The following is a 20,773-nucleotide window of genomic DNA, read 5'->3' on the forward strand; positions in this document are numbered from 1 at the left end:
CAGCATTGCTGACGCTGGTTCCAGATCAACTGTCTGACTTGTGCTTCGGCATGCCCTTGGTCTTGGTCGAAGCCATCTTGTCGAGTTCCTTCTCGCTCATCGACTTATACATTGAGCGGGAAGGTCCCTTGAGCGATCCGGCCTTCTTTTCGCCGCGCTTTGCGGAGAGCGCCGCTCCCGCGGCCTGTTGTTGCGCCTTGGATTTTGCTGGCATCTGAGTCTCCTTGCGAAAGGGGGGAAGGAACCGGGCGATGCGGTGACACACGCCCGCGCTTCGTTATAGGGCGCCGGCGCGGCAGCGACAAGGGTCGCCCCGCGCCGGCGCCGCTGCGTGCGCGTGCCGGCGTGCATCGCCCGCAGGCTGGCCGGGAAACACTAGATCCGGCCAAGCACCACGAGCAGCACCACGATCAGGACGATCAGGCCCAGGCCGCCGCTAGGCCAGTAGCCCCAGCCGGAGCTGTAGGGCCAGGCCGGCAGCGCGCCGAGCAGCAGCAGGACAAGAATGATCAGGAGGATGGTGCCGATTCCCATGGCGTGCTCCTTGTTTGTGGATCTGGCAAGCCGGGGGCTTCCGGACCGGGTGGCCTCGGAGAACCAACTGCTTACTGTTCAACCTAGATCAGGGGGCGCCGGCATCCCCCCGGACTAGGGCTGATATCGGTGTAGGAATCGGACGACGCTGGGGCGCGGGGGGCACATGCAGGGCTGTCGTGGCGGACGCCGCGCCGCGTTCAGCACGCTGCGTTCAGCCCGTGCTCGACGGCATAGACGGCCACCTGCACGCGGCTGGCCAGGTTCAGCTTCTTGAGGATGTTCTGCACGTGGATCTTCACCGTGCTTTCCGCCACGCCCAGGTCGCGCGCGATCTCCTTGTTGCTTTCGCCGCGCGCCAGGCCCTGCACGATCTCGCGCTCGCGCGCGGTCAGCCGTGGCGCTTCGTCCTGGCGCGCCGCGGCCACCGGTGCGGGAGCGCGGAACTGGGCCACCAGCTTGGCGGTCATGCTGTCGGAGATGACCGGCTCGCCGGCCGCGGCACGGCGGATGCCGGCGATCAGCGCCTCGGTCTCGATATTCTTGATCAGGTAGCCGCGCGCACCGCCGCGCAGCGCGGTGGCCAGTTCCTCGGCTTCTTCCGACACGGTCAGCACGATCACGGCGGTCTGCGGCAGGTCCTCCACCAGCAGCTGCAGGGCCTCCAGGCCGGACAGGCCGGGCATGTTCAGGTCCAGCAGGATCACGTCGGGGCGGTGCTGCTTGGCGCGCTTGATGCCTTCCACGCCGTCGGCGGCTTCGTCGACGATCTCGAAGTCGGCCTGCCGCTGCAGCAGCGCGCGGATGCCGGAGCGGAACAAGGTGTGGTCGTCGATCAGCAGGATGCGGATGGTCATGGCTGGGTCTCGGTGGTCGTGGGGGCGGGGCGGGTGTCGGCGAGCTTGCGGGCGCCGGAAGCGCGGCCGGCGGGCAGCACCAGTTCGATGCGAACGCCGTGGCCGGGGCGGGCCTGCACGTGCAGCTGCGCCCCCAGCCGCGCCGCGCGCTCGCGCATGATGTTCAGGCCGATATGCGCTTCGGCGCGCGTGGCAAGTTCCTCCGGATCGAAGCCCTCGCCGTCGTCCTGCACCACCAGGCGGAAATCGCGGCCGTGGCTGAGCGCCACCGCCACGTGTGCCGCCATGGCGTGCTTGCGCACATTGGAGAGCGCCTCCTGCAGGATGAACAGCACCTGCAGCTGCTGCTCCGGCGCCAACGGCCAGGCGCCGCCGCTCTCGTCAATGGAGAGCGTGGCCTCGGTGCGGCATTGGCGGCGAAAGCGGCCTACGGTCTCTTCCACCGCCGGGCGCAGCTCGCCGGTGCCGAGCCGCGAGCGGAAGTTGTTCAGCAGTTCGCGCACGTCCTGGTAGCTCTCTTCCACGCCGTGGCGCAGCATCGGCACGATCTCGCGGGTCTCGGCCAGGTCGTCGCGCTCGACCGCGGCGTCCAGCAGTTGCACCTGCAGGTTCAGGTAGTTCAGGCCCTGGGCAATGCTGTCGTGCAGGCCCTGCGCTACCAGGTTGCGCTCTTCCACCACCGCCAGCTGGCGCGCGGTCGCGGACAGGCGCAGGTGTTCCAGCGCGGTGCCAAGGTGCTGGCCCAGTGTTTCCAGCATCTGGCGGTCTGACGGGGGCAGCGCGCGCGGCGTGCGGAAGTGCAGCGCGAACACGCCGGTGGCGCCGCGCTGGCTTTCGATGCGGAAGGCCGCCAGCGACTGGAAGCCGTTGCGGCTGCAGGGCGTGGCATCCGCGGCGGCGCCCTGGCGCTGCGCCGCGCGCAGGTCGACGATGGCGACCACGGCCTCGCGCGTGGCGTCGCCACAATGGCAGGCGTTGGCCGCCGCGCAGGATTCGGATTCGGCCAGCGCGGCCGGCAGGCCTGCGGCTGCCAGCAGGTGCATCCTGCCGTGGCGGCTGTCCAGCACGCGCACGCTGCCGCCATCGGCATCGAACTGGCGCATCACGCGCTCCAGGAAGCCGCGCGCCATGGCCTCGGCATCGGCGGCCTGGTTCAGGAAGGCGGCCATGTCGTAGAGCGTCTCGAGGTCGCGGTTCTGGCGTTCCAGCTCGGCGGTCTTCTGCGCCACGCGCGTCTCCAGGTCGTGGTACAGCCCCTGCAGTTCGCCGGCCATGCGGTTGAAGCCTTCGCTGAGGGTGCCGAACTCGTCGCGGCTTTCCACCGGCAGGCGCAGCGAGAACTCGCGCGCCGCCATGCGCCGCAGGCCGTCCTGCAGCCGCAGCACCGGCAGGATGATCCACAGGTAGAGCAGGTAGATCACGGCCACGGTGCCCACGCACGCCATTGCCGCCAGCGCGATCTGCGACACGCGCAGCCAGTCGGTCTTGCGCGCGCTGTCATGCTCGATCATGCCGACCAGGCGATCGGCCTGCGCGACGAAGCCGGGCAGTGCGGCGATATAGCGTGCCGGCGCAGCGTCGTTGCCCGCTCCGGCCACTGCCAGCGGGCGCAGCCGTTGTTGCCAGTCCTGCGTGACGCGGGCCATCTGCGCATGAATGGCGGGTTCGTCCGGCAGGAACAGCGGGCGCGCTGCGTCGCCTTTCCTGAGCAGGGCCAGCGTGGCGTCCAGCGCCTGCACCTGTTCGGCCAGTGCATTGTCCTGGCGCGCCTGTGCCAGCGTCAGTTCGATCGCCACGCGGTTGGCGCGCATGCGCAGGCTGCCGGCGTCATTGATGGCGGCACCCGCGCCTTCCAGCTTCCATGACAGCCACAGCGTGCCGGCAATCATGCCCAGCACCACCAGCAGCACGGCCAGCGAGAGCGAGATGATGCGGGTGGAGAGGCGGTCGCGCAGCGCCGGCAGGCCGGCAGCGCCGGAGGCCGCCGTGGCGCTGGCGGCTGGAGGATCGGTTCGGAACATGGCGGTATCGGGGGCTACCAGTCGGGGAAGCCGGGTGTTGGCCCGGCGGCCGGCGCGTGCATGACTGTGCGCTGGCAGTGGAAGCCATTTTCCCTGCGTAGCAGACGGGGCTTCCTGCGCCAGATCAAGAAAGTCCGGCTTTGGTGCAGTGTATGTGCGGTCGGCGGCGCATCGGCGGATCCCACCAGACCTGTCACGTCGTGATATATCGATCCGCCGCATGGGGCGGGGATATGCCGTCAAACTTGGCTGCGGTCAAATCCCCACGACCTGCCCTGGCCTAGCATCCGGTCAACATTGATGGGAGAAGCTCTTGAAGGCAGCCAGTTTCGACTACGAACGCGCCCCGCGCCTGGCCGTGGTGTTCGGCTGCCTGATGCCGGCGCCGTGGCTTGGCGCCGCGGCGGGCGTCTTGCTTGCCGCCGGTCCGCCCGACGGCTTGCCGGACCGCTTTGCGCCACTGGCGCTGGTGGCGGTGCATGTGCTGGCGCTGGGCATGCTGCTGCCGGTCATGGTGGGCGCGCTGTTCCAGATGATGCCGGTGGTGGCCGGCGTGGCCGTGCCGGGTGCGGGGCTGCTTGCGCCGTGCATGGCCGCGGCAGGCGCGGGCGTGGCCACCGCCCTGGGCATTGGGCTGCTCGGCGGCGAACCTGTGGCGATGCAGGCGGCGGTGGCCGTGGCCGTGATCCTGTTGCTGGCCGGGGCCATTCTGCTGGCTGCTGGCCGGCGCGTGGCCGCAGTGGATGCCACCACGCGCACCCTTGCCGGCATCGGCGCGCCGCTGATGGTCGCGGTGCTATGCGGCATGGTGCTGGCCGGCGCCTTCGGCGGCTGGTGGCACGTGCCGGTGGCGCGCTGGCTTGGCCTGCATATGGCGTGGGCGCTGGGCGGCTGGCTGGCCGCGCTTGTGACCGGCGTGGCCACCACCGTGCTGCCGATGTTCTGGCAGGCGCCGCGCCTGCCGGCGGCGATCGGGCGCTGGCTGCCCATGGCGCACTGGTTGCCGCTGGCGCTGTTCAGCGCCGCGGCAATGCTGTGGCCGGATCACCGGGCACTGGCGCATGGCGTGCTGCTCGCGTGGCTGGCGTTCTTGGCGGTGGTGGGAGCATGCGGGCTGGCCGGCACCCTGTGCGCGCGGCGGCGCCATGATCCACTGTGGCTGCTCTGGCCGGTAGCATGCGCCAGCATGATGGGTGCGGCGCTGCTGGGGGCGGCGGCAGTCGTGCTGCCCGCCGCCGGGCTGCCGCTGGCATGGTGGGCCGGGACCATGGCGCTGGTCGGCGTGGGCGTGCTGCCGGTCACGGCCATGCTCGGCAAGATCGTGCCGTTCCTGGCCTGGCTGCACCTGCGCCGGCTGCTGCCGCCGCGCGCGCGGGTGCCGGCCATGCAGGCCATCATCGTGCCGGGCCGGCAACGGCGGCAGGCATGGCTGCTGCTGGCGGCCTACGTGCTGCTGCTGGCGGTACCGCTGGCGCCGGCGCCGCTGGCCCGCGCTGGCGGCCTGCTGCTGGCGGGCGCCAATGCGTGGCTGGGGTGGCAGCTGCTGGGAGCGTTGCGGTGCATGCGGGAGATGAAGAAGCGCGGCGGATTACCGCCGCGCATTGCAGACAAGGTTCCCATGCTGCCGGTTTGCTCCCCTCTCCCGCCTGCTGGAGAGGGGCCGGGGGAGAGGGCAGGCGCTGGCACACCGACGCGCCTCACTTCGTAGACACTCCGGCCCTCTCCCCCACCCCTCTCCCGCAAGCGGGCGAGGGGAGCCTTGTTCGCGCGGCGTTGGGCACGGCACGCACAACAGGCATGCGTCAGGCTGGTGTCGGGGTTTGAGTCAGCCCCGCAGGCTTTTCCCCGGTCAACAGGTAGTGCATCAGCTCCGCCACCGGCCGGATCGCCTCGCCGAAGGGCAGCGCACCCCGGCCGCGGAAGAACAGGCCGCGCTCCACGTCGCCGCGCACGGCCTGCGCCAGCTTCAGGTCGATGCAGAACTGGCCGATGCGGGCAATGCCGTCGCGCAGCCCGCACGCCTGCAGGCAGTCGAAGCCCTCCAGGCATTCACGCGGCTTGGCGCGGCGCTGCAGCCGCGACTCGCTCGACAGGTAGCGCGACAGCCACGGCGTCAGCACCGCGCGCGCGGGCAGCCCGGCTACGCTGGTGAACTCGCGCAGGGTCTCGGGCCGCGCCGTTGCCAGCACCTGTTTGAAGGCCGGGTGGGCATCGCATTCCTCGGTCACGGCGAAGGCCGTGCCCAGCTGCACCGCGGCGGCGCCCTCGCCCAGCCAGTGGCGCACCTTGGCATGGCTGTCGATGCCGCCGGCCAGGATCAGCGGAATGCTGTCCCAGGCCAGTCCCAGCTGCGCAAACAGCTCGCGGCATTCGGCCAGCACGCGCGAAAACGAGAAACGCGGCTCCGACAAGTCCTGGATGGTGGCCGCGCCCAGGTGGCCGCCCGCATGCGCCGGGTGTTCGACCACGATGGCATCGGGCAGCCGGCCCTTCTTCATCCAGCGGCGCAGCACCAGGCCGATGCCGCGTGCCTCGGACAGGATCGGGATCAGCGCCACCCTGGGGTGGCTGGCGGTCAGCTCGGGCAGGTCCAGCGGCAGGCCGGCGCCCATGACGATGGCATCGGCGCCGCTTTCGCAGGATTGCCGCACCAGCGCGGCGTGCGAGCCCACCGCCTTCATCACGTTGACGGCGATCAGCCCGCGGCCTTCGGACGCCGTGCGCGCGGCACGGATCTCGCGATCCAGCGCCTCGAGGTTGGCGGCTTCGATGGCGGGCTTGTCACGGCTGCCGCGGGTGCGTTCCATCAGGTCGGGGTGGTGGTGGCGCAGGTCGATGCTGGCGATGGTGCCGACGCCGTTCTCGCGCGCGACGGCGCCGGCCAGCCGGTGGGCCGAAATGCCGATGCCCATGCCGCCCTGCACGATGGGCAGCAGGCGGCGGCCGGCCAGCTTGAGCCAGGGTTGATTCATAAATACGTCTCCGGGAGAGGATGGGCGCGGGGCCGGCGTGCGGCCAGCCGCGGGGATGACCGGGCAAGCGTGGCACAGCGGCACGCGCCGGCGTTTGCCGCAGGTCAAGCGCGCGGTGGTGGCCTGCCATCGGCCTACGCCAACCGGCATAGGCCAACGCGGGCGGTGTGCCGTTGGCGTGGGTTTGCGCGCGGTCAAGCCCCTGCTGCAAGCGCTTGGCTAGCATCGGCCGCTGTCTTCATCTTCGCGCCGCCGCCGGCGCCATCACCGATGACCCCTGCCTCCCCAGCCCCATCCGCCGCGGCAAGCCTGCCGCGCCGGCCCCAGCTTGTTGCGCCCGCCGGTTCGCTGGCGGCCCTGCGCATGGCGCTGCAGCACGGCGCCGACGCGGTCTACCTGGGCCTGCGCGATGCCACCAACGCGCGCAACTTCGGCGGCCTGAACTTTACCGAGGCCGACATCCGCACCGGCGTGGCCGAAGCGCACGCGTGCGGCGCCGAGGTGCTGTTCGCCATCAACACCTTCGCCCAGATGGGCGCGGTGGCGCAATGGCAGCGCGCGGTCGATGCGGCGGCGGACCTTGGCGCCGACGCGGTCATCATGGCTGATGCCGGCCTGATGGGCTATGCGTGCGAGCGCCATCCTGAGTTGCGGCTGCACCTGTCGGTGCAGGGCTCGGCCACGCATGCCGACGCCATCGAGCTGATGCGCGAGCGCTTCCATATCCGCCGCGTGGTGCTGCCGCGCGTGCTGTCGCTGGCGCAGATCGGCAAGCTGGCGCGCCAGACCAGCGTGGAGCTGGAGGTGTTCGGCTTCGGCAGCCTGTGCGTGATGGCCGAGGGGCGCTGCCTGCTGTCGTCCTACGCCACCGGCGACTCGCCCAACAACAAGGGCGTCTGCTCGCCCGCGCACGCGGTGCGCTGGACCGAGCAGGACGGCACCATGCAGGCTCGCCTGTCGGGCATCCTGATCGACAGCTATGCGCCGGGCGAGCCGGCCGGCTATCCCACGCTGTGCAAGGGCCGCTTCGAGGTGGAGGGCGAGCGCGGCTACGTGCTGGAAGAGCCGACCAGCCTCAATGCGCTGTCGCTGCTGCCGGCGCTGATCGACATGGGCATCGCCGCCATCAAGATCGAAGGCCGGCAGCGCAGCCCGCGCTATGTGGGCGATGTGGTCGGCGTGCTGCGCGCGGCCATCGACGCCGCCTGCGCCGATCCGGCGCGCTTCGTGCCGCGGCAAGAGTGGCAGAGCACGCTGGGGCGCCATGCCGAAGGCGACCAGGTCACGCAAGGCGCCTACGACCGGCCATGGCGGTGACACCCATGACATCGATCTGCGTTGAACCGGCCATGACGGAGCTTCCCATGCCAGAGATTGCCGCGGCCGCGATGCCGCAAGCCGTAGCGATGCCAGACTTCGGCATCGCCCTGGGCCCGCTGCTGTACTACTGGCCGCGCGAGGCCGTGATGCAGTTCTATGCGTCGGTCGCCGATGCGCCGGTCGACCGCGTCTACCTCGGCGAGACCGTCTGCACGCGCCGCCATGAAGTCCGCCATGCGCAATGGCTGGAGATTGCGCAGATGCTGCGCGATGCCGGCAAGGAGGTGGTGCTGTCGACGCCGGTGCTGGTGGAGTCCGACACCGATATCGCCTGGATGCGCCGCGCCTGCGCGCAGGACGACTACCTGGTCGAGGCCAACGACCTTGGCGCGGTGCGCTGCATGGCAGGGCGGCCCTTTGTCGGCGGCCCCCACCTCAATGTCTACCACGCCGATACGCTGGCGTGGCTGGCCGGGCTGGGCGCGGCCGGCTGCGTCGCGCCGGTGGAGATGGACGGCGGCACGCTGGCCGCGCTGGCAGCCGCGCGCCCCACTGGCATGCGTTTGGAAGCCTTTGTCTGGGGCCGCCTGCCGCTGGCATTCTCGGCGCGCTGCTTTACCGCGCGCCACCATCGGCTGCGCAAGGACAGTTGCGAGTTCCGCTGCATGGACTATCCCGACGGCCTGGTGGCCGCCACCGGCGAAGGGCAGGCGTTCTTCACGCTCAACGGCGTGCAGACGCAGAGCGCCACCTGCCTGGACCTGTGCGCGGAGGCGCTGGCGATGGCGCGGATGGGGGTGGGGATGCTGCGCGTGAGCCCGCATTCATCCGGCACGCTGCAGGTGGTGCAACAGCTCGCGGCGATTCGTGCAGGTGAACAGGCACCCGCTGCCAGCGGCATCACGCCGGCCGGCGCCCAGCCGTGCAACGGCTACTGGCACGGCAGCGCGGGCATCGCCTGGGAGGCCCGGGCATGAGCGCGCTGCACAAGCTGATCGCGGGCGTGCACCGGCGCATGCCCGCCCGTGCGCGGGCGTTGCCGCTGGTGGCGGCGCTGGAGCTGGCGCGCCGCGCGGGATGGCTGGAGCCGCCGGCCGCACTGGACGGGCACGCCTTCCTGCTGACGGTGCAGGACCTTGGGCTGGCCGTGCCGTTCCGCTGCGAAGGCGGGTGCTTTCGCGCCGCTGCAGCGGACGCCGAGCCTGAACTGACGCTGCGCGCCTGCGCGGTCGACTACCTGCGCCTGCTGGGCGGCGAGGCCGATACCGACACGCTGTTCTTCCAGCGCCGGCTGGTGATCAGCGGCGATACCGCGCTGGGCCTGGAGGTCAAATACTGGCTCGATGCCGCGCCGCGGCCCGCATGGGTCAGCCAGGCCGCGGCGCGGCTGGTGGCCCTGCACGGGGCCACCGTGGGGCGGGCCGGTGCGGCGTCGTAGCCGTGGCGCTCAGGCGTCGCCGTCCAGCATGAAGCGGTTGCGTCCCGCGCGCTTGGCCCGGTACATCGCGCTGTCGGCGCGGTGCAGCAGCGGCTCCAGCCGCGGCGCTTCCGGCACGGTGCAGACCGCGCCCACGCTGATGGTGACCACCGGCTGCACCGGCGTGCCGTTGTGCGCGATGCGGAGATCGCGCACAACCGCCACCATGCGGCGCGCCACGTCACGGGTCTCGTCGCGCGTGGCGCCGGGCAGCACCGCCGCGAATTCCTCGCCGCCCAGCCGGGCGCAGAACTGCTCGCCGGACAGCGTGCGGGTCAGCGCGCCGGCAATCTGCCGCAGGCAGTCGTCGCCGGCCACGTGGCCATGCAGGTCGTTGTATTGCTTGAACTGGTCCACATCCAGGATCAGCAGGCCCAGCGCCTGGTTGCGCTCGCACGCCCGGGTCACGGCCGCGATCGACTCGCGCTGGAAGTAGCGCCGGTTGCGGATGCCGGTCAGGGCGTCGATGTCCAGGTCGGCCTGCACCTGCCACAACTGCTCTTCGGTCTGGCCGAGCCGCGCGGTCAGGGCCAGCTCACGCGACTGGAAGCGGCTGATGTCGCGCAGGAACAGCAGGCTGCCGATCTGCCTGCCGTCCAGTCGGGCAACCCCTTCCACGGTAAGCTCGAAGGGCGCGCCCGGCGGCACGAAAGGCGTGGCCGCGTGGCTGGCAGTGTCGGCAGGCGAGTGCTGCAGCGCGGCTTCCCAGCCGGAGGGCAGGAGGTCGCCGCGGCGCAGGGCCGGCCAGAGCTGCGCCGCGGCCGGATTGAATTCGACGATGACACCATGGCTGTCGACGATCACGCAGCCTTCGCTGAGGGCATCGAACACCCGCAGGCGGGCGTAGTGGCCGATATCGTCAAGGTGCGTGCGCAGCGCGCAGAACCAGACCAGCGCCGCCATCAGCGAGAACGTCGCCGGCGTCAGGTCCCCGCCCAGCGGCCCGGTCCAGCGGTTGAGGTAGGCGACATTGGCAACCAGGGGCAGGGCCAGGCCCGACGCCAGGATGGCGCGGCCCCGGCGCGACAAGGCCCCGTTGGGCACTTCGGCCGTGACCAGGAAATACAGGCTCACCCCCAGCAGCAGGTATGACCAGACGGCCACTGCGGCATAGCCGATGCCATGGTCGAACACCGCGCCGGGCAATACGCCGGGAGGCATCAGCGTGATGCGCGGCCAGATCAGCCGGTGGCGCTCGTTGGTGAAGACCATCACCACGGTGACGACGGCCACCAGCACGGGCAGCCACAGCCTGGACCAGGGCACCACATAGCGCGGGCGGCTCAGGTGCACCATCGCCACCAGCCAGCCGATCGGCACGGCGACGATCCCGAGGTACTGGATCTTGGCCCACAGGATGCGCCCTTCCAGGTCGGTGGCGCTGATCTCGAGCAGGCGGCCGCCGCTCCAGGTCGCCGCGCCGAATGCCAGCACCAGGAACGCCTGGACGGTCGGATCGTCGCGCCGCGGCCAGGTGGCGATGGCCATGCCGATGCAGGCAACCACGGCGACGGTAAGCAGGAGAACCAGGGAATATGAGGGCATTGAGGGCGGAGCGCGTCCCGAGACCCGGGCGTTGGTTCCGGCGATCCGCGATCTCGTCAGCCAGCATGATACCGGGCTGCGCGGCTGGCTTGGCTGTGGGTGCGCCGATGCAACAGCTGGCAGGCAAGGGACGCGGGGCGCCCCGCTACCTGGCGTCGAGCGAATCGATCGCGATGATCGCCGCGACGGGGCAAGGCGGGGGTGGCCGGGTCATGCCGGCCGCGGGGTTTCGCGGACCAGCCAGAACGGGATATCGGTGACGTCCCTTTGCATGCCTTGCCAGTCAGGCATCAGGCCCTGAGTCAACAGGTGGCCCCAGCCATCGATCCACTTCTGCTGGGCCCGAGCGCACAGCTCCAGCATGGCCGACGCATAGTGCAGCGGGCCGCCGATCAGCGGCAGCTCGCAGGCAATCTCGCGCGCGTAGAAGGCCTCTGGCTCCGGCGCGAGGATCGGGCCCATGGCATCGAACTGGAGTTCTTCATACATGGTGCGGGCGAAGTCCAGGTTGAGCTCGGCCATGCGGCGCCAGTTGTCCGACAGGTCGGCTTGCATGGCCTCAAACTGGTGCGCGCCGGAGTAGAAGGTGGGAAACGGCCAGAAGCCGAGCGGCCAGAAGACTTGCGTTGCGGTCATCATCACGGGAACCTCCGGTGGTGGGCGTGCGCGCAGCGGGGCGGCAGTTGCTGCACACGGCGATGCCGCGATGCGGGCTGCACCCGGACTAGCTTATGCGGTAACGGCGCGCATCGCCATGCCGGCATCCTGGCACCCGAGTGTGTTAATCACTTGCACCCCAGCCGCTTGGCCAGCTTGTGCAGGTTGCTGGCATCGATACCCAGCTGGCGCGCTGCCTGCGCCCAATTGCCGCCCTGGTCCGTCAGTGCCTGTTCGATGCAGGCGCGCTGGGTTTGTTCCACCGCGTCGCGCAGGGTGATGCCTGCGGCAAGTGCCGGGGCGGCGAACGCGCTGGCCATGCCGGCGCCGGCATGGTGTGCCGCGGGCACATCCAGTCCGTAGAGATCGAGCAGTTCAGGCTCCAGCGTCACGATGTCGTTGCGGCCCGCGCCGCGGCTGACGGCACGCAGCGCCGCGCGGCTGATCACGTGTTCCAGCTCGCGCACGTTGCCGGGCCAGCGGTAGCTGCGCAGCGCATCCTGCGCACCACCTGACAGCCGCAGGCTGCGCAGCCCCAGGCGCGCGCGGTTCAGCTCCAGGAAGCGCCCGGCCAGCAGCAGCACGTCGTTGCCGCGCTCGCGCAGCGGCGGGATCGGGATCGGGTAGACCGACAGGCGGTGGTACAGGTCGGCGCGGAACGAGCCGTCGCGCACATGCTCGCGCAGGTTGCGGTTGGTGGCGGCGATCACGCGCACGTTGACGCGGCGCGGGCGGTCCGAGCCCAGCCGCTGGATCTCGCCGTTCTGCAGCGTGCGCAGCAGCTTGGCCTGGATCGCCAGCGGCAGTTCGCCGACTTCATCGAGGAAGAGGGTGCCGCCGTCGGCGGCCTCGAAGCGCCCCGGGCGCTCGCCGGTCGCGCCGGAGAAGGCGCCGCGCGCGTGGCCGAACAGCTCGCTTTCAGCCAGCGACTCCGGCAGCGCCGCGCAGTTGACATGCACCAGCGGCTGCGCGCGCCGGCGCGACTGGCGGTGCAGGCGGTGCGCGAACAGCTCCTTGCCCACGCCGGTCTCGCCCAGCAGCAGCACCGGCAGGTCGGTATCGGCCACCACTTCCAGCTCATGCAGCAGGTTGGCGATGGCCTCGCTCTGACCGATGATCTCGCCGCCGATGTCGCCATGCTGGGCCGTGCCTTCGTCGGCATCGGGCGTGCCGCGCGCCAGCTGCAGCGCGCGGATCTCGCCTTCCAGCCGGGTGGTGCGGATGGCCGCTTCGACGATCACCGTCAGCCGCTGCAGCTCGGCCTGGGCCGCCGCATCGAAGGTGCCGATCGCCAGCGCGTCCAGCGTGAGCGCGCCCCAGGGTTGGCCGTCCACGGCCAGGCTGGTGCCCATGCAGTCATGCACCGGCAGCGGCTCGCCGACGTGCTCGTCGATCAGGCCGTCGTACGGATCGGGCAGCACGCTGTCGTGATGAAAGCAGGTCACGCCGCGCCGCGCCAGGATGGCGGCCAGGCGCGGGTGCAGGCCGACTGCAAAGCGCCGGCCCAGCGCATCGCGCACCAGGCCATCGACCGCGACGGGGCGCAGGTGGTCTTCCTCCAGCCGCAGCAGCGCCACCGCGCCACAGCGGAAATGCGTGCGCAGCATGCTGACCAGCCGCTGCAGGCGCACCGCATGCGGCAGGTCGGTGACAAGGTCGGCCAGCAACTCGGGATACATCGCGCTCGGTAGCATGGTGAAAAACACCGTCAGGGTAATTAGTACCACGAGAAGTATAAGGTATTAATCACCATCACTGTTTCAAGTCATTGATCCGGATAGGTTTTTTTCAGGCACGCTCCTCGCTAAGTCATGCAGGCATAACTTCGACACGGAGCAACCATCATGACTTTGCAGGACCACTCGCTTGGCCAACTGGCCCGTCTGATCCCCGGTGCCACCCGGATCTTCCACGACTACGGGCTGGACTTCTGCTGCGGGGGCAAGCAGACCCTGCGCGACGCCGCGCAGCAAAAGGGTCTCGATGCGGCTGCCGTCGGCACCATCGACGCCCGGCTGCGTGCGCTGCAGGACGAAACCGGGCCGTCGGCGCAGGACTGGAACACGGCGGCGCCGGCCGAGCTGATCGACCATATCCTCACGCGCTTCCATGCGCGCCATCGCGAGCAGTTGCCCGAGCTGATCCGCCTGGCGCGGCGCGTAGAGCAGGTGCACGGTGACCGGCCCGATTGCCCGCTTGGCCTGGCCGACCACCTGAGCGAGATGCTGGGCGAGCTGGAAATGCATATGCAGAAGGAAGAGCAGGTGCTGTTCCCGATGTTGTCGCGCGGCCTGCATGCCGCCGCGGGCCGGCCGATCATGGTGATGCGCGCCGAGCATGACGACCACGGCGTGGCCTTGCAGCGGCTGGCGGCGCTGACCAACGACATCACGCTGCCGCGCGCGGCCTGCAATACCTGGCGCGCGCTCTACCTGGGCCTGCGCACGCTGCGCGAAGACCTGATGGAACACATCCACCTGGAAAACAACGTGCTGTTCGAGATCACCACGGCACCCGCCGCCGCGCAAGCCACCGGATGCGGTTGCTCGACGCACGCCTGAGCCCTCCCGCCACCATAACCAACGACTTCGCATCATGGGTTCCTACCGCAGACTCTGGTTCCTGCTGATCGCCGTGCTGGCGGTCACGTTCTCCCTGCTCGGCTACTACGGCGTCGAGGTGTACCGGCAGGCCCCGCCAATGCCGGCCAAGGTCGTCACGACCGAGGGCCGCACGCTCTTCACCGGTGAAGAGATCCTCGACGGCCAGACCGCCTGGCAGTCCGTGGGCGGCATGCAGCTTGGCTCCATCTGGGGCCACGGCGCCTACCAGGCGCCGGACTGGACCGCCGACTGGCTGCACCGCGAACTGACCGCGTGGCTGGAGCTGGCCGCGCAGGACGCCTACGGCCGGCCCTATGCGCAACTTGACGCGCCGGCGCAGGCCGCGCTGCGCGAGCAGCTGCGCACCGAGTACCGCGGCAATGCCGCCGATCCGGCCACCAAGGTACTGACTGTGTCGAAGCGCCGCGCGCAGGCCATTGCCAATACAGCCGCCTACTACGACAAGCTCTTCTCCGATGCGCCCGCGCTGCACACCACGCGCGAGCACTACGCGATGAAGGAGAACACGCTGCCCAGCGCCGAGCGTCGCGAACAACTCACGCACTTCTTCTTCTGGACCGCGTGGGCCGCATCGACCGCGCGCCCGGGGCACGAAGCCACCTACACCAACAACTGGCCGCATGAACCGCTGATCGGCAACCAGCCCACCAGCGAGAACGTGGTGTGGTCGGTGATCAGCGTGGTGGTGCTGCTGGCCGGGGTCGGCTTCCTGGTATGGGCGTGGGCCTTCCTGCGCGGCAAGGAAGATGCGCCGCCGCAGGCGCCGGCGCGCGATCCGCTGCTGTCCGTGGCGCTGACGCCGTCGCAGCGCGCGCTCGGCAAGTACCTGTTCCTGGTGGTGGCGCTGTTCGTGTTCCAGGTGTTGCTGGGCGGCTTTACCGCGCACTACACCGTCGAGGGCCAGAAGTTCTACGGCATCGACGTCTCGCAGTGGTTCCCGTACGCACTGGTGCGAACCTGGCATATCCAGAGCGCGCTGTTCTGGATCGCCACCGGCTTCCTGGCCGCGGGCCTGTTCCTCGCGCCGCTGATCAACGGCGGTAAGGACCCGAAGTACCAGCGCCTGGGCGTGGACATCCTGTTCTGGGCACTGGTGGTCGTGGTGGTGGGATCGTTCACCGGCAACTACCTGGCGATCGCGCAGAAGCTGCCGGCCCACCTGAACTTCTGGCTGGGCCACCAGGGCTATGAGTATGTCGACCTGGGCCGGCTGTGGCAGATCGGCAAGTTCGCCGGCATCCTGATCTGGCTGGTGTTGATGATGCGCGGCATCCTGCCGGCGCTGCGCGCGCGCGGCACCGACCGCAACCTGCTGGCGCTGCTGACCTCGTCGGTGGTGGCGATCGGCCTGTTCTACGGCGCGGGCCTGGCCTACGGCGAACGTACCAGCCTGACGGTGATGGAGTACTGGCGCTGGTGGGTGGTGCACCTGTGGGTGGAAGGCTTCTTCGAAGTCTTTGCCACCACCGCGCTGGCCTTCATCTTCTCCACGCTGGGCCTGGTGTCGCGCCCGATGGCAACGGCCGCCAGCCTGGCCTCGGCCTCGCTGTTCATGCTCGGAGGCATTCCCGGCACCTTCCATCACCTGTACTTTGCCGGCACCACGACGCCAGTGATGGCGGTGGGCGCCGCATTCAGCGCGCTGGAAGTGGTGCCGCTGATCGTGCTGGGCCATGAAGCCTGGGAGAACTGGAGCCTGAAGCAGCGCGCGCCGTGGATGGCAGACCTGAAGTGGCCGCTGATGTGCTTTGTCGCGGTGGCGTTCTGGAACATGCTGGGCGCCGGGGTGTTCGGCTTCATGATCAACCCGCCGATCGCGCTGTACTACATCCAGGGGCAGAACACCACGCCAGTGCACGCCCATGCCGCGCTGTTCGGGGTGTACGGGTTCCTGGCGCTGGGCTTCACGCTGCTGGTGCTGCGCTACGTGCGTCCGGCCTACCGGCTCAGCCCAACACTGATGAAGACCGCCTTCTGGGGGCTGAACATCGGCCTGGTGCTGATGATCGGCACCAGCCTGCTGCCGATCGGCATCATCCAGTTCCTGGCCAGCGTGGAGCATGGCACCTGGTATGCGCGCAGTGAGGAATTCATGCAGCAGCCCATCCTGCAGACCCTGCGCTGGGTGCGCACCTTCGGCGACGTGGTGTTTATCGTCGGCGCGGTGTCGTTTGCCTGGCAGGTGGTGCTGGGGCTGGCGAATCGGACGCCGCTGGCGGCGGACGCGGTGCCGGCGCGGATGAAGACGGCGGTGCGCTGACGGCCGGTTTAACGAGAAGCAATGCTTGGCCCGCCGGGGGTACGCGGCGGGCTGCTTTTTTTGCCAACACGTCTAACGCATGGTCTCCAGCAGCGCGATCCTCAGGAACTCCCGCAGCGCATGCGTGTGCTCGTCAGGTCCTGGATCGAGTCTCCAGATCAGGCCGACGTCCATGGATGGGACCCGGTCGGAAAGGCTGCGGCGCAGGATGCGCTGGCCCTCCAGTGACCACAGCCGGTAGACCAGATCGGACAGGATGGAGACGCCGCGTCCCGCCGCTACCAGGCTGCGGACGGCTTCGATCGAGCAGCTTTGCAGGCGGACGCTCGGCGTGAGCCCGTACTGCCTCCAGTACTTGATCACGGTGGCAATATGCTCGTCCATGTCGAGCAGTATGTAGTCGTGCCGCGCCACGTCCGTCAGGCTAATCTGCTCGAGCTGCATCAGAGGATGGTCAGGATGGCCCCAGAGTTGCCGCGGCGATCGAAGCAGGGTTTCGCAGCCGATGTGATGCATCTCCGGCAGGTTGGAAACCAGCAGCAATGCCAGGTCGAGCTTGCCGGCCTGGATATCGGCCTCGATATCGCCGCGAGGCCTTTCCAGGATTTCGAGTTCGAGTAGCGGAAACTTTTGTTCAAGCGCCGGCAGCAGCTTGGGCAGCACGTACGCCGTGATGGTTTCGGTGACACCGAGGCGGATGGCGCCTGTCACCGTGCTGGGGGTCACCGCCGCAGCGCTGACGGCATCCCGTACCGCAGCCTCGATCTGCTGGGCATGCCGCAGGAAGCGGATGCCGGCCGCGGTCAGCTTTACGCCGGCTGCGTGCCGGGAGAACAGCGGGGCGCCTACGACGTCTTCCAATCCCTTGAGTGAGGCGGTCATGGACGATTGCGAAACATTGCAGCGTTGCGCCGCTCTCGATACCTGGCCCGTCTCAGCAATCGCCACAAAGTGCTGTATCTGTTTCAAGGTTGGGAGCATCGATTTTTCCGATATTGCAATGTCAGAACTATGAATTAGCTATATCGCCCCATGCTAGCTAGCATCCAGCACAAATACAAGTTGCTGGAAGTGGCGATGAGCGAAGTCGAAAAGAAGGGGTTTTGCACGCTGTGTCGTTCCCGCTGCGGAACGATCAATGTCGTGAACGGAGACACCCTCGTTGCGGTCCGCCCGGATGGCGAACACCCCACGGGCAAGGCGATGTGCCTCAAGGGAAAGGCAGCGCCCGAACTCGTGCACAGCGCCGAGCGGCTGTTGCATCCGATGCGCAGGACGAACCCAAAAGACGCAGCGGATCCAGGGTGGGTGCGCATTTCATGGGAGGAGGCGCTCGATCAGATCGCGGCGCGCCTGATCGAGGCGCGCACCACGCTGGGTGCGGAGTCGGTTGCCTTCGCCGTGACCACACCCAGTGGCACGGCGCTGTCGGACAGCATCGACTGGATCGAGCGTTTCGTCCGCCTCTACGGCAGCCCCAACATCTGCTACGCCACCGAGATCTGCAACTGGCACAAGGACTTCGCGCATGCCTTTACCTTTGGCTGCGGGATGCCGACGGCGGATTACCGCAATGCCGAACTGATTCTTCTGTGGGGACACAATCCCGCCAACACGTGGCTGTCGCAGGCAGAGGCAATCGGCGCCGGACGGGCCGCCGGCGCCAGGCTGATCGTGGTCGACCCGCGGCAGACCGGACTGGCGGAAGAAGCCGATCAATGGCTGCGTGTGAAACCTGGCAGCGATGCCGCGCTGGCCATGGCATTGGCCAACCTGCTGATCGAGGCCAATGCCTTCGATATCGATTTCGTGCGGCAATGGACCAACGGTCCGCTGCTGGTACGCAAGGACAATGGCGCCTTCCTGCGCGGGCGCGACATCGGTATCGGGCAGACAGACGCCTTTGTCGTCTGGGACGCCCACCAGCGCATGGCCGTGCCGGCGGGCGGCCAGTGCCATGTTCCCGGCCGCATCGCGCTGCGCGGAACCTTTGAGGTGACCGTTGGCGATCGCCATGACCAGTCCATGCTGATGTGCCAGCCGGCGTTCGAGCTCTATGCGGCGGAATGCGCGCGCTATCCCGCCGATCGCGCGGCCCGGCTGACGTGGATTCCGGAGGGCGATATCCGCCATGCCGCGAGCATGATCGGCACGGCACGGCGCGTTGCCTATCACGCCTGGTCCGGCGTCGGGCAGCATGAGAACGCCACGCAGACCGAGCGTGCGATTGCCTGCCTCTACGCCCTGACGGGCAGCTTCGACCGGCGCGGTGGCAACCGCATTTACCAGAAGCCGCCGTTCAATGCGGTGAGCCGCCTGGACCTGCTGAGTCCGGAGCAGGGGCGCAAGGCCCTGGGATTGTCAGAACGCCCGCTGGGGCCGCCCGCGCAGGGCTGGATCACCGCGCGCGACCTGTATCGCGCCATTACCGACAAGAAGCCCTATGCGGTGACGACGCTGATCGCGTTCGGCACGAATCCGCTGCTCTCGCAGCCGGATGTGGCAATGGGGGAGCGGGCACTGCGCGCGCTGCCGTTCTACGTGCATTGCGATCTCTTTGAAAATCCGAGCGCGAAGTATGCGGACATCCTGCTGCCCGTGAGCACGCCATGGGAACGCGAGGGGCTGCGCATCGGCTTCGAGGTTTCTGCCGAGGCTGAGAAGTTGGTGCAGCTGCGTCAGCGCATGGTCCCGCCGCGCGGCGAGGCGCGTTCGGACAACGAGATTGTGTTTGCGCTGGCGGCGCGCATCGGGCTGCAGGAAGCATTCTTCGGCGCAAGCCTGGAAGCCGGCTGGGACTACATGCTCGCGCCGATGGGGCTGACCGTGGCAGCGCTACGCGCCAAGCCAGAAGGGGTTCGCATCCCGGTCGAGGACACCGAGATGAAATACCGCATGGGCAAATCCGCCAGGCCTTTCAATACGCCGACAGGCCTGGTCGAGCTGTACTCCGAAGGGCTGCTGGCGCATGGCTATTCGCCTTTGCCCGGCTACCAGGAACCTTCGATTGAACAGGGAGATGCCGCGCGATCTGCGTTCCCCTATTTGTTGACGTCGGCGAAGAATGGCTACTACTGCCATAGCCAGCAGCGCGGTGTCGCGTCTTTGCGGCGCAAGGCGATGCTGCCGCGGCTGGATATCTCCAGGGAAGCCGCCGCGGCACGGGACATCCGCAGCGGCGACCCCGTGCGCATCTCGACGCCGGGCGGCAGTGCATTGTTCACGGCACGCATCGATCCGGGCCTGCATCCCGCCGTGCTGGTGGGCGAGTACGGCTGGTGGCAACGCTGCGACGCGATGGGGCAAGCACCGCTCGCCGTGTGTGGCGCGGACAGTGTCAACTTCAACGGGTTGATCGACGCGCAGCGCCAGGATCCGGTCAGCGGCTCGTCGCCGTTGCGCGCCTATCGCTGCAGCATCGAGCGCGAAACCGCTTTCGATATCCGGCGCCGGCCGTGGGAGGACTTCCGCGTGTTCCGCGTGGTGGCGCTGTGCAAGGAAGCCGCCGATGTCACATCGGTGTACATGGCACCCACCGATGGCGGCCGCCTGCCCGACTTTCTGCCGGGCCAGCACGCGACCATCCGGTTGTTCATCGGCGGCGGGGGGCAGGAGGTGATCCGGTCCTACTCGCTGACCGGACCCGCGATCATGGCAGACCGCCAGTGCTATTCGATCTCGGTGCGACAGACAGTGGCGCGGCTCGCCAATGGTGAACTGGTGTCCGGCCGCGCCTCATCGTTCATCAACCAACAGCTCGCAGTCGGCGACGTTGTCGAACTGCGCGCGCCCGGCGGCACCTTTGTCATGCCGACCCGTACCGCGCGGCCCCTTGTGCTGCTTGCCGGCGGCATCGGCATCACGCCTTTCATCAACTTGCTGGAGTCATTGGCCGGCCAGGCGGAGCCGCCCAGGATCCTGCTGCTCTATGCGAACCAGAACGGTGCGACGCACGCCTTCAAGCGCAGGATTCGCGAACTGGAAGCGGCGATTCCCACGCTGTCGGTGATCAATTACTACGATGCGCCGGCTGACGGGGACATCGCGGGGCGCGACTTCCACGTGCATGGGCGCGTATCCGCCGACGCGGTCCCGCAAGCGCTGCTCGCCATGCGCCCGCTGATCTACATGTGCGGCCCGGTCCCGATGATGACTGCCTTCGCCGAGGGCATGGCCGCCAGAGGCGTGCCGCACTTCGATATCCACAAGGAGATCTTTCGCTCTCCGGCTGTCGCGAAGATCGAGCACGGACAGGCATTCCAGGTGCATTTCCGCAAGTCGGGGGTCGTCCACCAATGGCGTTCCGAGGACGGCGCTCTGCTCGGCTTTGCCGAGGCGCGTGGCGTGCGCTTGCCCAGCGGATGCCGCGTCGGGCAATGCGAAAGCTGTGCCGTCAGGATCGTTTCCGGGTCGGCGCACCACTTGCAAGGCGAGGTACCTGATGACCCCGGTATTTGTCTCGCGTGCCAGGCCGTACCGGCCAGTGACCTGGTGATCGATGCCTGA

At 68.7% G+C, this 20,773-nt stretch carries 16 protein-coding genes; 7 read left to right on the plus strand and 9 right to left on the minus strand.

Annotated elements, in window-relative coordinates:
• Nucleotides 1–25 precede the first annotated feature (25 nt).
• From AC1Q7H_RS08380 to AC1Q7H_RS08395, 4 genes are all read right to left on the minus strand, one after another.
• Entirely contained in the window at nucleotides 26–214 is a 189-nt protein-coding gene (locus AC1Q7H_RS08380; RefSeq protein WP_010810654.1) for a DUF3008 family protein, read from the minus strand.
• Nucleotides 215–375: 161 nt separating this feature from the next.
• Nucleotides 376–534 carry a DUF3309 family protein gene (locus tag AC1Q7H_RS08385; protein ID WP_013953922.1) on the minus strand — a complete coding sequence of 53 codons (159 nt, stop codon included), beginning with the start codon at nucleotides 532–534 and terminating at the stop codon, nucleotides 376–378.
• A gap of 200 nt (nucleotides 535–734) precedes the next feature.
• Complete coding sequence (locus AC1Q7H_RS08390) at nucleotides 735–1,391, minus strand: response regulator (RefSeq protein ID WP_013953921.1); 657 nt, start codon at nucleotides 1,389–1,391, stop codon at nucleotides 735–737.
• The gene (locus AC1Q7H_RS08395; RefSeq protein ID WP_153954120.1) at nucleotides 1,388–3,412 is read right to left on the minus strand and encodes a type IV pili methyl-accepting chemotaxis transducer N-terminal domain-containing protein; all 2,025 of its coding nucleotides are present in this window, start codon (nucleotides 3,410–3,412) and stop codon (nucleotides 1,388–1,390) included. Before AC1Q7H_RS08395 ends, AC1Q7H_RS08390 begins: the two co-directional genes overlap by 4 nt.
• 313 nt (nucleotides 3,413–3,725) lie before the next feature.
• Here AC1Q7H_RS08395 and AC1Q7H_RS08400 point away from each other — a divergent pair, with 313 nt between their 5' ends.
• Complete coding sequence (locus AC1Q7H_RS08400) at nucleotides 3,726–5,120, plus strand: hypothetical protein (RefSeq protein WP_211979451.1); 1,395 nt, start codon at nucleotides 3,726–3,728, stop codon at nucleotides 5,118–5,120.
• Between the two features lie 94 nt (nucleotides 5,121–5,214).
• Here the strand turns inward: AC1Q7H_RS08400 and AC1Q7H_RS08405 are convergent, their stop codons facing one another.
• Complete coding sequence (locus AC1Q7H_RS08405) at nucleotides 5,215–6,384, minus strand: NAD(P)H-dependent flavin oxidoreductase (protein WP_013953918.1); 1,170 nt, start codon at nucleotides 6,382–6,384, stop codon at nucleotides 5,215–5,217.
• 270 nt (nucleotides 6,385–6,654) lie between these two features.
• Between AC1Q7H_RS08405 and ubiU the strand changes: the two genes are divergently transcribed.
• Genes ubiU through ubiT form a run of 3 tightly spaced genes read left to right on the plus strand, consistent with a single transcriptional unit; the run spans nucleotide 6,655 to nucleotide 9,142 of the window.
• Nucleotides 6,655–7,701, plus strand: a complete 1,047-nt coding sequence (ubiU, locus tag AC1Q7H_RS08410; protein ID WP_013953917.1) for a ubiquinone anaerobic biosynthesis protein UbiU — start codon at nucleotides 6,655–6,657, stop codon at nucleotides 7,699–7,701.
• A gap of 47 nt (nucleotides 7,702–7,748) precedes the next feature.
• Complete coding sequence (locus AC1Q7H_RS08415; RefSeq protein ID WP_013953916.1) at nucleotides 7,749–8,681, plus strand: U32 family peptidase; 933 nt, start codon at nucleotides 7,749–7,751, stop codon at nucleotides 8,679–8,681.
• Nucleotides 8,678–9,142, plus strand: coding sequence for a ubiquinone anaerobic biosynthesis accessory factor UbiT (gene ubiT / locus AC1Q7H_RS08420; RefSeq protein WP_013953915.1), 465 nt, complete (start codon nucleotides 8,678–8,680; stop codon nucleotides 9,140–9,142). The genes AC1Q7H_RS08415 and ubiT overlap by 4 nt, the downstream gene beginning before the upstream one ends.
• 9 nt (nucleotides 9,143–9,151) lie before the next feature.
• Here ubiT and AC1Q7H_RS08425 read toward each other — a convergent pair whose 3' ends face one another.
• From AC1Q7H_RS08425 to norR, 3 genes are all read right to left on the minus strand, one after another.
• Entirely contained in the window at nucleotides 9,152–10,726 is a 1,575-nt protein-coding gene (locus AC1Q7H_RS08425) for a histidine kinase N-terminal 7TM domain-containing protein (protein WP_013953914.1), read from the minus strand.
• 210 nt (nucleotides 10,727–10,936) lie between these two features.
• Nucleotides 10,937–11,365 carry a polyhydroxyalkanoate granule-associated phasin gene (locus AC1Q7H_RS08430; RefSeq protein ID WP_013953913.1) on the minus strand — a complete coding sequence of 143 codons (429 nt, stop codon included), beginning with the start codon at nucleotides 11,363–11,365 and terminating at the stop codon, nucleotides 10,937–10,939.
• Nucleotides 11,366–11,511: 146 nt separating this feature from the next.
• Nucleotides 11,512–13,077, minus strand: coding sequence for a nitric oxide reductase transcriptional regulator NorR (gene norR / locus AC1Q7H_RS08435; RefSeq protein ID WP_041228948.1), 1,566 nt, complete (start codon nucleotides 13,075–13,077; stop codon nucleotides 11,512–11,514).
• Nucleotides 13,078–13,227: 150 nt separating this feature from the next.
• Between norR and ytfE the strand changes: the two genes are divergently transcribed.
• Together ytfE and AC1Q7H_RS08445 are read left to right on the plus strand one after the other, a co-directional pair.
• The gene (gene ytfE / locus AC1Q7H_RS08440) at nucleotides 13,228–13,944 is read left to right on the plus strand and encodes an iron-sulfur cluster repair protein YtfE (protein ID WP_013953911.1); all 717 of its coding nucleotides are present in this window, start codon (nucleotides 13,228–13,230) and stop codon (nucleotides 13,942–13,944) included.
• Between the two features lie 34 nt (nucleotides 13,945–13,978).
• Nucleotides 13,979–16,267 carry a nitric-oxide reductase large subunit gene (locus AC1Q7H_RS08445; RefSeq protein ID WP_013953910.1) on the plus strand — a complete coding sequence of 763 codons (2,289 nt, stop codon included), beginning with the start codon at nucleotides 13,979–13,981 and terminating at the stop codon, nucleotides 16,265–16,267.
• Between the two features lie 72 nt (nucleotides 16,268–16,339).
• Here the strand turns inward: AC1Q7H_RS08445 and AC1Q7H_RS08450 are convergent, their stop codons facing one another.
• Nucleotides 16,340–17,248, minus strand: a complete 909-nt coding sequence (locus AC1Q7H_RS08450; protein ID WP_013953909.1) for a LysR family transcriptional regulator — start codon at nucleotides 17,246–17,248, stop codon at nucleotides 16,340–16,342.
• Nucleotides 17,249–17,299: 51 nt separating this feature from the next.
• Between AC1Q7H_RS08450 and AC1Q7H_RS08455 the strand changes: the two genes are divergently transcribed.
• Nucleotides 17,300–20,773 (plus strand): molybdopterin-dependent oxidoreductase, encoded by a 3,474-nt coding sequence (locus AC1Q7H_RS08455; protein WP_013953908.1) that lies wholly within the window; start codon nucleotides 17,300–17,302, stop codon nucleotides 20,771–20,773.

Source organism: Cupriavidus sp. GW823-FHT06D04 (assembly GCF_058795055.1).